Annotated in this window: 11 protein-coding genes; 5 read left to right on the top strand and 6 right to left on the bottom strand. The window is 74.2% G+C overall.

What is annotated here, in order from left to right; all coding sequences use genetic code 11:
- Positions 1 to 52 precede the first annotated feature (52 nt).
- Complete coding sequence (locus tag ACFVVU_RS08860) at positions 53 to 805, top strand: thioesterase II family protein (protein ID WP_380689588.1); 753 nt, start codon at positions 53 to 55, stop codon at positions 803 to 805.
- 81 nt (positions 806 to 886) lie between these two features.
- Here ACFVVU_RS08860 and ACFVVU_RS08855 read toward each other — a convergent pair whose 3' ends face one another.
- The gene (locus ACFVVU_RS08855) at positions 887 to 1,648 is read right to left on the bottom strand and encodes a GPR1/FUN34/YaaH family transporter (RefSeq protein WP_380689590.1); all 762 of its coding nucleotides are present in this window, start codon (positions 1,646 to 1,648) and stop codon (positions 887 to 889) included.
- A gap of 181 nt (positions 1,649 to 1,829) precedes the next feature.
- Positions 1,830 to 4,532 carry a glycosyl hydrolase gene (locus ACFVVU_RS08850; RefSeq protein WP_387788845.1) on the bottom strand — a complete coding sequence of 901 codons (2,703 nt, stop codon included), beginning with the start codon at positions 4,530 to 4,532 and terminating at the stop codon, positions 1,830 to 1,832.
- 425 nt (positions 4,533 to 4,957) lie between these two features.
- On the opposite strand from ACFVVU_RS08850, the gene ACFVVU_RS08845 reads away from it, so the two are divergent.
- Together ACFVVU_RS08845 and ACFVVU_RS08840 are read left to right on the top strand one after the other, a co-directional pair.
- Entirely contained in the window at positions 4,958 to 5,971 is a 1,014-nt protein-coding gene (locus ACFVVU_RS08845) for an ABC transporter ATP-binding protein (protein WP_387788844.1), read from the top strand.
- On the top strand, positions 5,968 to 6,801 hold the full coding sequence (locus ACFVVU_RS08840; protein ID WP_387788843.1) for an ABC transporter permease subunit: 834 nt from the start codon (positions 5,968 to 5,970) through the stop codon (positions 6,799 to 6,801). The genes ACFVVU_RS08845 and ACFVVU_RS08840 overlap by 4 nt, the downstream gene beginning before the upstream one ends.
- Before the next feature lie 49 nt (positions 6,802 to 6,850).
- Here the strand turns inward: ACFVVU_RS08840 and ACFVVU_RS08835 are convergent, their stop codons facing one another.
- The 4 genes from ACFVVU_RS08835 to ACFVVU_RS08820 all read right to left on the bottom strand — a co-directional run bounded on the left by ACFVVU_RS08835 (position 6,851) and on the right by ACFVVU_RS08820 (position 10,356).
- The gene (locus tag ACFVVU_RS08835) at positions 6,851 to 7,735 is read right to left on the bottom strand and encodes a universal stress protein (RefSeq protein WP_387788842.1); all 885 of its coding nucleotides are present in this window, start codon (positions 7,733 to 7,735) and stop codon (positions 6,851 to 6,853) included.
- Between the two features lie 85 nt (positions 7,736 to 7,820).
- Positions 7,821 to 8,705 (bottom strand): glycosyltransferase family 2 protein, encoded by an 885-nt coding sequence (locus tag ACFVVU_RS08830; RefSeq protein ID WP_387788841.1) that lies wholly within the window; start codon positions 8,703 to 8,705, stop codon positions 7,821 to 7,823.
- Positions 8,702 to 9,424, bottom strand: coding sequence for an HAD family hydrolase (locus ACFVVU_RS08825; RefSeq protein WP_387788840.1), 723 nt, complete (start codon positions 9,422 to 9,424; stop codon positions 8,702 to 8,704). Before ACFVVU_RS08825 ends, ACFVVU_RS08830 begins: the two co-directional genes overlap by 4 nt.
- Positions 9,425 to 9,441: 17 nt before the next feature.
- Positions 9,442 to 10,356, bottom strand: coding sequence for a PfkB family carbohydrate kinase (locus tag ACFVVU_RS08820; protein WP_387788839.1), 915 nt, complete (start codon positions 10,354 to 10,356; stop codon positions 9,442 to 9,444).
- A 218-nt stretch (positions 10,357 to 10,574) separates the two neighbouring features.
- Between ACFVVU_RS08820 and ACFVVU_RS08815 the strand changes: the two genes are divergently transcribed.
- Positions 10,575 to 12,572: an aminotransferase class III-fold pyridoxal phosphate-dependent enzyme gene (locus ACFVVU_RS08815; RefSeq protein ID WP_387788838.1), complete on the top strand. Its 1,998-nt coding sequence runs from the start codon at positions 10,575 to 10,577 to the stop codon at positions 12,570 to 12,572.
- On the top strand, positions 12,569 to 13,477 hold the full coding sequence (locus tag ACFVVU_RS08810) for an inositol monophosphatase family protein (RefSeq protein ID WP_380686673.1): 909 nt from the start codon (positions 12,569 to 12,571) through the stop codon (positions 13,475 to 13,477). The genes ACFVVU_RS08815 and ACFVVU_RS08810 overlap by 4 nt, the downstream gene beginning before the upstream one ends.
- Positions 13,478 to 13,485: the final 8 nt, after the last annotated feature.

Here is a 13,485-nt window from a genome sequence, read left to right as displayed (position 1 = left end):
GCCCTCCGCCCGCACCCCCCTGCCACCCACGACCGAAGGAACAACACCTCCCGTGAACCCTCCCGTTGACGCCGACCGGTGGATCCGCAGGTTCGACCCGCGCCCGGACGCCGAGGTCCGCCTGGTCTGCCTGCCGCACGCCGGCGGCTCCGCGAGCTTCTTCCTCCCGGTCGCCCGGGCGATGCCGCAGTCCGTGGACGTCCTGTGCGTCCAGTACCCCGGACGCCAGGACCGCCGCACCGAACCGCTGCTCGACACCGTCCCCGAGCTCGCCGACCGGATCGCCGCCGCGCTCCTGCCGTGGATCGACCGGCCGTTGGCGTTCTTCGGCCACAGCCTGGGCGCCACCCTGGCGTTCGAGGTCGCCCGCCGCCTGGAACGGGACAAGGGGCTGGTCGCGGCCGCGCTCTTCGCCTCCGGCCGCCGCGCCCCCTCCACCCATCGCACCGAGACGGTGCACCTGCGCGACGACGACGGCCTGATCGCCGATATGCGCGGTCTCAGCGGCACCGATGCCCGGCTGCTGGGCGACGAGGAGATCCTGCGCATGATCCTGCCCGCCACCCGCGCCGACTACCGGGCCGCCGAGACCTACGTCTACGAGCCCGGCGAGGCCCTGCGCTGCCCGCTGGTCGCCCTGGTCGGCGACGACGACCCCAAGGTCACCGTCGACGAGGCCGCCGCCTGGGCCGACCACACCGAGGACCGCTTCGACCTGCGGGTCTTCCCCGGCGGCCACTTCTACCTGGCCGACCACCAGGCCGCGGTCATCAAGGTGATGACCGACCGCCTGGCCGCGCCCTGAGTGACCGGCCCCCGCGCCACCTGACGGCCCGGAGCGGCACCCCCGCTCCGGGCCGACCGGGGCCCCGCCCCGCGCCGACCGCTACAGGGTCCGGCGCACCCCCGCCTGCGTCTCCAGCCGCCGCAGCTGGCCGGGCAGCGCCGCGTGCATGGCCTCCTGCACGGGACCGCTGCGCCCGATCCACAGCACCTCCTTGCCCCGGAGCTCCTCCAGCAGCAGGGCGTGGGCGGCGTACATCGCGACCGCCGCGAGCAGCATGCCGAACGCCCCGGCGGCCTGGCCCAGCCAGTGCACGCCCGTGACCCCGTGGAGGCCGGCGACGAAGTAGCGCGGTACGGCGATCATCAGGAGCACCCACAGCACCCGCTTGGGCCGCGCCACCGAGGCCATCAGCGCGGCGAAGACCGTGAACGCCAGGTTCATCACCCCCAGCACGTGCGTCCCGCCGTGGGCGTTGCTCGCCATCACCAGGCCGTTGGACAGCCAGGCACCGGCGAAGCCAGCCATCAGCGTCGCGGCGATGACGTCCCGGGCGCCGAACGCGAGGATGCTGACCAGCAGTTGGAGCACGAAGGCGGCGAAGAGGGTGAGCCCCACGGCCTGCCGGTACGCCCCGTCGATCAGGCCGAGCTGAAGGCTGCTGGCCACGGCGGAGGAGATGGCCACCGTGAAGAAGCCCAGCGGCATCGGTGAGGCGATGGGCCGCAGGGTGATCCGTGTCATCGCGTGCAGGTCGGGCGCGGAGCCGCCGCCGGCCTCCGGCGCGTCCGTGCGCGCCGCCGCCCCGGCCACCTCCGGTTCCGGTCCCCGCACCGGGGTCTCCTCCGTCGCCACTGCCGCCATGGTCTCGCTCCCTGCTCTCGGTGCTGCTCGGGTACTCGGCCCACGAGGCTATGGGCGGGTGCGGAGCGGGATTTGCCCCGATGCGTACGGTCGCTGTCGCACCCGTGCAGGGCAGCACGGCGGCCCGGCCCGCGGAGCGTTCGAACGCCCCGCGGGCCGGACCGGGGAAGCGGAGGAGCGGTCAGTCCTCCGTCTCGTCGTAGCGGCCGTGGCCGAGGCGGCGCAGGTCGAAGGACCGGATGCCGCGCCCGAAGGTGGCGGCGTAGAGCTTGCCGTCGGGGCCGGTCCTGAGCTGCTGCACCGCGGTGGTGGGCAGGTTGCGGCCCAGGACGCGCCAGTCGGCGGTGCCGGGGGCGCGGTAGAAGGCGGCGAGGTCGGTGCCGAGGGCCAGGCCGCCGTTGGGCAGGATCCGCACCGAGGTGGCGGGGACGTCGGGCAGGTTGGCCGACACGTCGGTCCAGGTGGCGCCGCCGTCACGGGTCTCGAAGACGTGGCCGACGCCCGCGCCGGGGCCCTCGGTCCAGGTCCGGGAGAAGCCGTTGAAGGCGACGAAGACGTGCTGGGCGTTGCTCTCGTCGACGGCGAAGGAGGAGATGTAGCGGTTCGGCAGCGTGCCCTCGACCGGCAGGTTCAGCTGGTGCCAGCCGGTGCCGTCGGTGCGCCCGACCGCGATGCCGCGGCTGAAGCCCTGGTTGTTGCAGGGGCCGCACCAGCCCGCGTACACGGTCCCGCGGACGGTCGCCACGGCGGTGGCGACGTGGCCCTCGCCCAGGTCGTAGGCGCTGGTCCACTCCTCGCCGCTGCGGATCGCGTAGCCGTTGTGCTGCACCCAGACGTGCCGGCCGCCCGCGATCCAGGTCTTGACGTCCTTCGGGTCGCTGGTGAGCGGCGCGATGAAGCGCGCGGCGTTGCTCTCCTTGTCCGGCGGGGCGACCTCGTAGGAGGTGGCCTTGGCCGGGTCGGTGGTCCAGGCGCCGTTGTTGACGGCGCAGTTCTGGGTGACCCAGACGTCGAGGTAGACGTACTCCTCGGCGATGTTGCAGCCGTTCTCCGGGTCGACGAGGGTGTCGGCGCCGTCACCGCCGAAGTTGGAACCCATCACCTTGTCGCGGGCGCGCAGGACGGACTCCCCGTTGTCCTGCAGGCCGCCGCTGACGATCACGCCCCGGCCCGAGCGGTCCGCCGGGTCCTTGCCGACGCCGACCGAGTAGTACTGAAGGGTGTCGATGGTGCCGTCGGCCAGGGACTTCCAGTCTGTGGCGTGGCCGGAGGCGTCGGCAGCGCCGTCGACCGGGCGGCTGTAGACGCCGCCGTCGTTGCCGACGTACACGGTGGGCCTGCCCTTGTCCGTGCCGATGGCGACGGCGTGCTGGTCGGAGTGGGTGGTCGGCGAGCAGTCGCCGGTCTGCTTGGCCGGGTCGATGCTCCAGCAGGGGAAGCCGAAGTTCCAGTACGGGCCCGGGACGGTCCAGGAGGAGCCGCCGTTCCTGCTCTCGAAGACCTCCTCCAGGCCCGCGTAGACGTGCTCCGGGTCGGCCGGGTCGACCTGCAGGAACTGGTTGTACCAGGCCTGGATGCCGGGCTGGTAGCCCTCGCCCTGGAGCGCGGAGCCGGAGTTCTTGAGCTTGTCCTTGTCCGCGATCAGGGTCCACGGCCCGAACGGGGAGCCGGACCGGGAGACGTAGACGCCCTTGAGGCCGGTGTCCGGGTCGCTCGCCGCGACCGCCGGGGACTGGTCGATGGCGTAGTAGCGGGAGCCGTCCGCGGAGGCGGCGAAGGTCACGTTGCCGACGTTCGCGGCGTCGGTGGGCAGCTCGCCGAGCGAGCCGATCCGCTGCCAGCTGCCGTCGGCGGCCTTGCCGTAGAAGCCGTTGTAGGTGTCGCCGCCGCGCCAGCCGACGGCGAGGACGACCTTGGACGGGTCCTTGGGGTCGACGGCGATGTCGTTGGCGATGTTCCGGTACGGCGCGGACGGGTCGGAGGCCTTCGAACCGCCGGGCAGGTAGTCGGGGTTGGGGGCGAACTCCAGGGTCCACGGGCCGGACAGGTCGGTCGTCGAGTGGCTCCAGACGCCCCGGCTGGTGGCCGCCCACACCTTGGCGCCGCCGAACCGCAGCGCGTGGATGACGGTCGACTCCAGTTCGGCGCCGCCGACCCGGTCGCCGGGCTGGAACTCGCCGTGCGCGGGGTCGGCGAGCACGTAGACGCCGGTGCCGACGTACGAGGTGGCGCCGGTGTTGGACTCGCCGGTGGCGTACCAGAGGCGTCCGCCGGCGTCCAGGTCCAGGGTGCCGGTGGAGAGCGAGGGGAGGCGGTCCGAGATGGACTGCCACTGGCCGCCGCCGGTGCGGGAGCGGAACACCCCGCCGTTGGCGCCGCCCGCGTAGACGTGGCCGTCGGCGTCGGCGGCGATCCCGGTGATCCGGCCGGTCACGTAGCCGGAGCCGCCGCTGGAGTTGGAGTTGACGTCGCGGTAGCGCGGGTCGTCGGAGTTGTAGGGCTTGTCGGTGACGTGGTCCCAGGTGCCGCCGGTGTGCGGCAGCGACTGGAGCTGGGCCCAGGCCGCGCCGTAGGCGCCGGGCGCGACCACGCCGGGCGCGGTGCGGGCCTCGGTGTACTGCGCGGTGCCCTCGGCGGAGTTCTCCGCCTCGTCGCCCTCGTCCTCGCCGGGCGCCGCGGACCCGGCGGTGAGCGACGGGCCGGTGGCGCCGGCGCCCCGGACCTTCTGCGCGTGCTTCTGCCCGATCTCGGCCTGGTGCCGGGCCTGGTGCGGACGCTGTCCGGGCGTGTCGGGCGGCGCGGCGAGCGCCTGGGTGGTGGTCAGCCCCAGGGCCGTCAGTGTGACGGCGCTCAGCAGAAGCTTGCTACGTCGCCTCTTGGGCACGTGAAGTCCTCTCCGTGCGGAGCCGGCGGCGCGGTCGCGCCTTCCGGCGGAAACAGTGCGAAAGCCTGGTGCTTCTGCCGCCGCCGAGGAAGGCAGGTGAGCCTAAAGACTTATTAAAAGCATTACTGTTCAAGGCGATTGCATTCACCGAATGAACCGCATGAGGCTTCGTCGGCGGGCCACAGGCTAACCGGGCCGCCCCGGACACCGGCCGTCCCGCGCCCGACGGCGCCCCGCCGTCCCACCACCGGACGCGCCGCCACCCGGTACCACCGGCCCGCCACCCGGTACCACCGGCCCGGCGGGCTGGGCCGTTCGGCCCGTGCGCGCGGGCCGGGCGCGGGGCAGGGTGGGGGAGCGGCAGTCCGGTTCGCGGCGGCCCGGCGCGGGAACCATGGAGCCGCGCTCATCACGGGAGGTGGAGCATGTCCGCTGAGGGTACGGCGGTGATCGAGCTCAGATCGCTGACCAAGCGCTACGGGCGCAGCGTCGGCGTCGACGGCCTGGACCTCGACATCGGCGCGGGCGAGGTGTTCGGCCTGCTCGGGCCCAACGGCGCGGGGAAGACCACCACGCTGCGCTGCCTGGTCGGGCTGCTGAAGCCGAGTGCCGGCGCGGTCCGGGTGCTGGGCCTGGACCCGGTGGCCGACCACCGCCGGGTGTCGCCGTCCATCGGCTACCTCCCGGGCGAGCTGCGGCTCTACCCCGAACTCACCGGCCGCCAGACGCTGGACCTGCTGGCGAACCTCCAGGGCGCGAGCGCGCCGCGGCAGGCCGAGCTCTGCGCCCGGCTGAAGCTGAGCCGGGCCGACCTGGACAAGACGGTGGGGGCGTACTCGCGGGGCATGAAGCAGAAGCTGGGCCTCGTCCAGGCGCTGCAGCACCGGCCGGCCCTCACCGTGCTCGACGAGCCCACCGAGGGGCTGGACCCGCTGGTCCAGGAGGTCTTCTTCGAACTCCTCGCCGAGGAGACCGCGGCCGGCCGTACGGTGCTGCTCTCCAGCCACGTCCTGCCCGAGGTGCAGCGGGCCTGCGGCCGGGTGGCGATCATCCGCGGCGGGCGGCTGGTCGCCGTCCAGTCGGTGGCCGCCCTGCGGCAGGCCCGGGCCCGGCGGATCCGGCTGGTGCTGACCGACGGGCGGGGCGAGCGGCCGCTGGGCGCGGCCGAGCGCTGGTCCCCGCGCTGGGACGGCTCGCGGGTGGAGCTCCTGGTGCCGCCGGACGACGTCGTACGGGCGGTCCGCGAACTGCTCGCGGCCCTGCCGGTCGGCGACCTCACCGTCGAGGAGGCCGGTCTGGACGAGGCCTTCCTCGACCTCTACCGCACCCGCGAGGAGCCGGAGGACCCGCCCGCGCCGCCCGGTCCGTCCGGACCACCCGCGGTGCCCGGCACCGACGCCCACCGCGACACCGGCACCGACCCGGAGCAGCGGTCATGAGCCGGGCCACCGTCAGCCGACGGCTTCCCCTGGTCTGGCTCGCCCTGCACCGCCGCCGCCGGATGCTGCTCTCGCTGGTGTTCGGCATGGTCGTCTTCGAGGCCCTGATCGTCGTGATCACCGGGACCGTGCCGCCCACCGACCTGTTCGGCGGCGGGAAGAACCCGCCGGACGCCTTCAAGGCGTTCAGCGGCTCCAACGGGGACGTCTCCATCGCCAGTTACGCCGGCCTGCTCGGCGCCGGACTCACCCACCCGTTCTGGATCGCGCTCCAGCTGACCGCGATCGGAGCGCTGGGCGCGGCCGCCGTCGCCGCCGACGTCGAGTCCGGCACCATCGAGCTGCTGATGACCCGCCCGGTCTCCCGCCGCCGGCTGCTGGCCGAGCGCACCGCCGCGCTCGCCGCCGCCTCCGTCCTGCTGAACGCGGCGGCCACCGCCACGGTGGCGCTCGGGGTCGCGCTCTCGGCCGACCTGCGGGCCGCCGTCCCGATCGGCGGGGTGTTCGCCGCGGGACTGCTCGGGTGCGGCTTCACGCTCTGCCTGACCGGGCCGGTGCTGGCCGTCTCGGCGGTGAGCCGGCGCCGGGCGCACGTGATCGGGGCCGCCGTCGCGTTCGGCGCGGTCGGCTTCGCGCTCAACTTCGTGGCCCTCGCCTGGGAGCCGGCCGCGCCGCTGCGCTACCTCAGCCCCTTCCACTACTACACGCCCGGCGACGCGCTGGCCCACGGCACCGTCCCCTGGTCCTCGCTCGCCGTCCTCTGCGGCGTGGGCGTGACCGGGCTGGTCGCCGCCTTCGCCCTGCTGGACCGCCGCGACCTGGCGATCTGAGGGTTCGCCACCGCCGGAGGGCGGGCGCCGCACCGGTCGGCCGGACCGGTCAGCGTCCGCCCTCCGGCGGTTCCGGGACGGTGATCACGGGGCAGCGGGCCCGCCGCAGCAGCCCGTGCGGGACGGAGCCCATCCGCATGCCGGTGAACCCGCCGTCGCCGCGCCGGCCGACCACGACGGCGAGCGCGTGCTCGGACACCCGCGCGAGTTCCTCCACCGGGTGGCCGTGCAGCACCTCGTGGGTGAGATCGACCTCGGGGTGCCGCGCGTGCGGTTCCTCCGTGGTGGCGATCAGCGCCCGCCGCAGTTCCCCCTCGGCGGTGAACGGATCGGTCCGGTCGAAGGCGGCGCGCGGCCGGACCCGGACGGCGCGCAGCGCGGCCCCGCGCCGCGCGGCGAGGTCCAGCGCGAACCGCAGGGCGGTCACCGAGGCGGGGCTGCCGTCCACACCGGCCACCACGACGGGCGGCTCCTGGGTGGAGTGCTCCGGTCCGAGCACGACCACCACCGGACAGCGGGCCTGCGCGCTCACCGGGACGGTCACCGAGGCCAGGCTGAGCACCTCCGCGACCCGGCTCAGCCGCCGGGTGCCGAGCACCACCAGCGAGGCGCGCGCCGACTCCCGGCAGAGCGCCGGCGCCGGGACGTCCTCCTCGACCACCGTGGTCACCGCCAGCCCGGGATGACGCGCCCGGGCCTCGGCCGCCGCCCGGTCGAGCGCCTCGTCGGCGCGGGCGCGCAGCGCCTTGTGGTAGGAGCCCTCGTCGGAGGGACGGAACTCCCGGGCCGGCGACGGGACGGCGTGCACCAGCCGCAGCGGGAGCCCACGGCGCTCGGCCTCGTCGGCGGCCCAGGCGGTGGCCATCGGCCCGGGCTCCGGGTCCACACCGAGGACGATCGGGCCGCTCGCGGGGCCGGGGGTCGTGGCTGTCATGGTTCCTCCACACGCTGTCGTCGCACGGTGCCGTCGTCGACGGAAGGCCGGCCGACCGGCACCTGTTCAGCCGACCGGGGGCGGGTCACAGGTAGCACCGCCGGTGTCTGGCGCTGCCGACGGCGCGGCCCGCGCGCAGGGCGAGCTGGGCCAGCAGGGCGGCGCGCCGGTCGGCGGGGCCGAGCAGGTCGACGGAGCGGCGCAGCAGTGCCCACCAGGCGCCGGCCGCGTCGCCCGGCCGCGAGCAGGGCATGCCGTGGGCGGCGAAGTCGCGGTACAGCTTGGGGTGCGAGCGCCCGTAGCCGTAGGACTGGCGGACGATGGACCGGGTGTCGCCGCGGTGCCGGTAGTGCACGACGGCGTGCGGGGCGAAGGCCAGCCGGTACCCGGCCAGTTGGGCGCGCCAGAAGAACTCGGTGTCGTCGCCGCCGCCCCGGTAGCTCTCGTCGAAGCCGCCCAGCCGGCTCCACAGCTCCTTGTGGAACCCGCAGTTGGCGCCCGCCGGGTAGGGCAGGAAGCCGAAGGTGTCGAGCAGTGCGGGGGACTTCTTCGCCGGCCGCGCGGCGAGGGCCACCGGCCCGTTGAGCAGCCGGCGTTCCAGCGCGCCGCCGACGGCCGGGCTGGAACGCAGGGCGTCGACCATCCCGGCCACCCAGCCGGGGGCCGCGATGTCGTCCGCGTCGCAGAGCAGCACGAACTCGCCGTCGGCCCGCCGGCAGCCGAGGTTGCGGGCGCGGTTGACGCCGGGCTCGTCGGTGACGGTCACCCGCAGCCGCGGCATCCGCCGCTGCCAGCGCCGCAGCAGCGCGCGGGTGCCGTCGCCGGATCCGTTCTCGACGACGACCACCTCCCACGGATCCGGATAGGTCTGCGCGCACAGTGCCTCCAGCTGCGCGGCCAGCGTCGTCTCGGCGTTGCGCGCGGGCATGACGACCGAGACCAGGCCGACCGGGCGGGGGCCGCCGTTCATCGCGGGCTCCGCACGGCCGGCCCCGGCGCCCGGACGGCCCGGACCACCGCGGCGGTGTCGCGGAGGTCCGCCAGCACCACGTCCGCCCCCGCCTGCCGCAGCACCTCGGCGCTGCTCGCGCCGGAGGCGACGGCGATCACCCGCGCCCCACCGCTGCGCCCCGTGTGCACGTCCCGAGGGGTGTCGCCGATCAGGACGGTGGCGTCGGCGGCGAAGTCGGTTCCGTGGGCGGCCGTCGCGCGCCGCCGGGCGACCGGGAGCAGCGCGGCCCGCTCGCGGCCGTCGTTGCCGTACGCGCCGACGGCGGGATCCACGAACCCCGCCAGTCCGAACAGTCCCAGTTTGAGCGCGGCGTTGTCCCGCAGGTTCCCGGTCAGCACGGACTGGGCCACCTCGGGCCGGGCGCCCAGGGCCCGCAGGGCCTCGGCGGCGCCGGGCAGGGTCCGTCCGACGGTCCGCAGCTCGGCGGCCCGCCGGCGCAGCTGGGCGGAGAGCTCGGCGCCGACCCGTTCCGGTGCGGGTGGGTCGACGCCGTGCCGGGCGAACAGCTCGTCCATGATGTCGAGTTCGGTCCGCCCGGCGATGGCGACGCGGTGGCGGGCCGGCCGGCCGGTGAGCCGTTCGAAGGCGAGCGGGTAGATCGACCCGACGACGTGGGCGCCGTCGATCAGTGTGCCGTCGATGTCCCACAGCAGCAGGATCCGCTTGCCCGTGGGCACGGCGCGCGCGCCCGTCCTCATACCCCGACCGCCCGTCGCCGAGGGGCGGGCCGGGCCGCGAACGGGCCGCGCTGCGTGGTGCAGGCCGCGCCGTGCCGGGCGGCGAGGTCGAGGGCCTCGGCCGTGGTCGCGCCGGTGGCGAGCGCGTAGGTGAGGACGGCCGCGAAGTTGTCCCCGACCCCGTAGGTGTCCACCAGGGGGCCCGGTGCGCGGGCGGGCCGGTAGCGCCGGGGCGGCTGGTCGTTGCGGGTGAAGACGCCGCCGCGCCGGCCCTCGGTGCGGACCACCAGGTCCGGCAGGCTGCGCAGCAGCGCCGGGTCGCAGCGCTCGGCCGGGTCGGCGCCGCTGCCGATCAGCGCGTCGACCCTGACGCCGGACTCCCGTACGGTGCCGAACTCCCGCGCGGTCACCACGAGGACCGAGGCCCGGCGTGCCCGGCGCAGCAGGGCGGGGTCCCCTGCGGTGAAGAACACCGCGTCGTAGTGGGCCAGTTGCTCCCAGTCGACGGGATCGGCCGCGGCCGGCTGCAGGCGTTCGCCGAGGGTGACGGTGGTGCGCTCCCCGGAGCGGTCGACCATGCTCACCGCCGTCCGGGTGGGGCCGGGCCTGGTGGCGGCCAGGACCTGGACGCCGCGGCGTTCGAGTTCGGCGCGCGACCGCCGCCCGGCGTGGTCGTCGCCGAGGGCGGTGAAGAAGGTGCAGGTGCCGGCCAGTTCGGCGAGCCGGACGGCCGCCACCGCGCCTCCGCCGGCCGGGCCCTGCCAGAGCCGGTCGGCGTGGGTCACCTCGCCGGCGGCGGGGACCTCGTCGAGACCGGCGATCGTGGTCCATTCGACGTGCCCCACCACGGCGACCCGTGGCCCGCTGCCCGGGGGAGCCGCCGTACCGGTCGGGGGAGCCGCCGAACCGGCGGAGCGGGTGTCCTCGTCCATCGTTCCTCGACTCTCGCGACGGCCCGTCGCCGGCGCCACTCCAAGCCGAGCACCATCCGCGCGCCCCCGCACCGTTTTGTCCGCCGATCGTGGGTGCGTCGACGAACCATGAATGGCGGGAGCGGAGCGGCTCGGCGATGATGGACGCTCGGTGCCTCGGCTCCGTGCACCGACCCCTGGCCGCGCGGCCGTCCGCCGCTCGACGGAGGTGTCCGTGGATGAAGGACGTGGATGCGTTTCTCTTCGATTTCGACGGGACGCTGTGGGATCCGGAGTCCGAGATATTCCGCGCGCACGCGGAGGTTTTCCTGGAATTCGGCCACCGGCTCCCGGTCGAGGTGTGGTCGTCGCTCGTCGGCACCATCGGGTCCGAGCTGTGGACGCGGCTCGAACGGGCCACCGGATGCACGGCGGACCGCCGTGAGCTGCAGGAACGGGTCCACCGGCGGCAGCGCGAACTGCTCGGCGGGCTGTGCGGCAGGCCCGGCGTGCACCGGATCCTCGGTGCGGTCGACGCCCTGGGGATCTCCCGGGGGATCGTCAGCAACTCCACCCGGGAATGGGTCGCCGAATATGCGCGGCAGTGCGGTGTGGCCGAGGGTTGGAGCACCGTCCAGTGCGCCGACGGGAACCGCGCCGGCGCGAAACCGGAACCGGATCTCTATGTCGCGGCGCTGGCCTCGCTGGGAATTCCCGCCGAGCGGGCGGTGGCGTTCGAGGATTCCCCCAGCGGCGTACGCGCCGCGAAAAGGGCCGGAATCAGGTGCGTCGCGATACCGAACGCGATGACCGCCGCGCTCGATCTCCAGGAGGCGGATCTGCGGTTCGAATCGTTCGAGCAGGTCGATCTGCCAGGAATTGTCGGAGCGATCGGAGGAAGACCGATGCGACAGACGAGGACCGCGGCACGCACCGCAGCACGCACCGCCGCACCGAAGGCTCCGCCCGACGGGGAGGCCGGATCGGCGCTGCGGCACTACTACTACCGGCCGGACGACCTCCGGGTGGTCGGCGGCGAGGGCGTGTACCTCCGGGCCGACGACGGCCGGCGCTATCTCGACTGCTCCTCGGGGACGTTCAACCTGAGCCTGGGTTACGCGCACCCCGAGATCGTGGAGGTGGTCCGCGAACAGGCCGGCCGGCTGATCCACGTCACCTCCAAGTTCCAGACCGAGCCGCTGAACGCCCTGGTGGCGAAGCTGGCCGAGGTCTCGCCGGCGAACCTCACCCGGGTGCACCTGAAGTCGGCGAGCGGCTCCGACGCCAACGAGAGCGCCGTCAAGATCGCCCAGGTGCACACCGGCAAGTCCGACGTGGTCACGCTCTTCCGCGGCCACCTCGGCCAGACCCTCGGCATGATCGGCGCCTCCGGCGCGGCCTTCCGGCGCGCCCCCTTCCCCTCCCACCTGCCCGGCGTCGTGCACGTCCCCGACCCGCACTGCCTGCGCTGCTTCTACCGGCAGGAGCGGGCCACCTGCGGCCTGCTGTGCGTCGAGCGGATCAACGACTTCATCGACTACGCGAGCACCGGCCGGGTGGCCTGCGTGGTGCTGGAGCCGATCAGCGGCAACGGCGGCAACGTCGTTCCGCCGGACGGCTATCTGCAGGCGCTCAAGGACCTCTGCGAGGAGCGCGGCATCCTGCTGGTCTTCGACGAGATCCAGACCGGGTTCGGGCGCACCGGCCGGATGTTCGCCGCCGACCACTTCGGCGTCGCCCCGCACCTGATGACCTTCGGCAAGGGCCTCGGCGGCGCGGGCATGCCCATCGCCGGCATCCTGACCGAGGAGCGGCTGACCGGGGTGGAGGGACACCACATCAACTCGACCTTCGGCGGCAACGTACTGGCCGCCGCGGCCGCCCTGAAGACCGTCGAGATCATCGGCCGCCCCGGCTTCCTGGAGAACGTGCGCGACGTCGGCGGCCACGTCCTGGAGCGGCTGCGCGCCCTCGCCACCAGGGTGCCGTTCGTCCAGGAGGTCCGCGGCGTCGGGCTGATGATCGGCATCGACATCGTGGACCGCGACGGCCGCCCCGACCCCGCGCTCACCAACCACCTCGCCGAACGCGGCCTGGACCACGGACTGCTGCTGCGGACCTCCCTCTACGGGCACGGCAATGTGCTCAAGGTCCGCCCGGCGCTGATCATGACCCGTCAGGAGGCGGACGAGATGTGCGATCTGCTGGAACGGCTCTTCCTGGAGGCCGCATCATGAGGGGCCTCGTCCAGGAGCTGTCCGGGCGCATCCGGACGGCCGTGCGCGAGGGTCTGCACGAGGTCGGCAGCCGCTACGTGGCGGGCACGGCGAAGGGCGGGGACGCCGAGTTCCCGGTCGACGTGCTCGCCGAACGGGCCGCCTGGGACTTCCTGCGCGAGCGCGGCGAGCCGGTGGCCGTCTACACCGAGAGCGAAGGGCTGCGCACCATCGGCCGGGCGCCCGGGCACGTGCTGGTCATCGACCCCGTCGACGGCACCCGCGGCGCCGCCGCCGACCTGGAGATGGCCTGCGTCTCCATCGCCGCGGCCCCCTTCACCGAGGCGCCCACCATCGGCGACATCCGGTACGCGATGCTCCAGGAGATCAAGACCGGCCACTGGCTGTACGCCGACGCCGACGGCACCGGCATCGAGTCCGGCGGCTTCCCCGCGCCGGTGCCCCGGCTGTCCGCCGTCACCGAGCCCGAGCGGATGTTCTGGTCGCTGGAGTTCAACGGCCACCCGGCGGCACTGATGACCGACGCCTACGGCCACCTCATCGACGCCTCGGCCAACACCGGCGGCGTGTACGTGTTCAACAGCGCCTCCTTCTCCATCTCCCGCATCATCACCGGCCAGACGGACGCCTACGTCGACATCGGCAACCGGCTGCTGCGCGACCGCCCCGCCACCGAGGCGGACTTCCGCCGGGTCGGCCACGGGAGCATCCTGCACCTGTTCCCGTACGACATCGCGGCCTCGGTGTACCTGGCGGAACGCGCCGGGGTCACCATCACCGACGCCTACGGCAAACCGCTGCGGGACACCCTGCTGCTGGACATCGGCCCGCTGAACCAGCGCTCCTGCATCGCCGCCTGCACCCCCCAGCTGCACGCGGCGCTGATCGACTCGATCCGCTGGTAGCGGACACC

It is taken from the genome of Kitasatospora sp. NPDC057965 (genome assembly GCF_042887135.1).
GTDB lineage: Bacteria > Actinomycetota > Actinomycetes > Streptomycetales > Streptomycetaceae > Kitasatospora.
The sequence above is the reverse complement of the archived record's forward strand: the minus strand, read 5'-3'. Positions and strand labels throughout refer to the sequence as shown.

Coding starts and splice junctions, on each gene's coding strand:
- ACFVVU_RS08810 (WP_380686673.1), top strand. CDS start 12,569: ATGAGGGGCCTCGTCCAGGAGCTGTCCGGGCGCATCCGGACGGCCGTG.
- ACFVVU_RS08855 (WP_380689590.1), bottom strand. CDS start 1,648: ATGGCGGCAGTGGCGACGGAGGAGACCCCGGTGCGGGGACCGGAACCG.
- ACFVVU_RS08815 (WP_387788838.1), top strand. CDS start 10,575: ATGAAGGACGTGGATGCGTTTCTCTTCGATTTCGACGGGACGCTGTGG.
- ACFVVU_RS08835 (WP_387788842.1), bottom strand. CDS start 7,735: ATGACAGCCACGACCCCCGGCCCCGCGAGCGGCCCGATCGTCCTCGGT.
- ACFVVU_RS08845 (WP_387788844.1), top strand. CDS start 4,958: ATGTCCGCTGAGGGTACGGCGGTGATCGAGCTCAGATCGCTGACCAAG.
- ACFVVU_RS08820 (WP_387788839.1), bottom strand. CDS start 10,356: ATGGACGAGGACACCCGCTCCGCCGGTTCGGCGGCTCCCCCGACCGGT.
- ACFVVU_RS08840 (WP_387788843.1), top strand. CDS start 5,968: ATGAGCCGGGCCACCGTCAGCCGACGGCTTCCCCTGGTCTGGCTCGCC.
- ACFVVU_RS08830 (WP_387788841.1), bottom strand. CDS start 8,705: ATGAACGGCGGCCCCCGCCCGGTCGGCCTGGTCTCGGTCGTCATGCCC.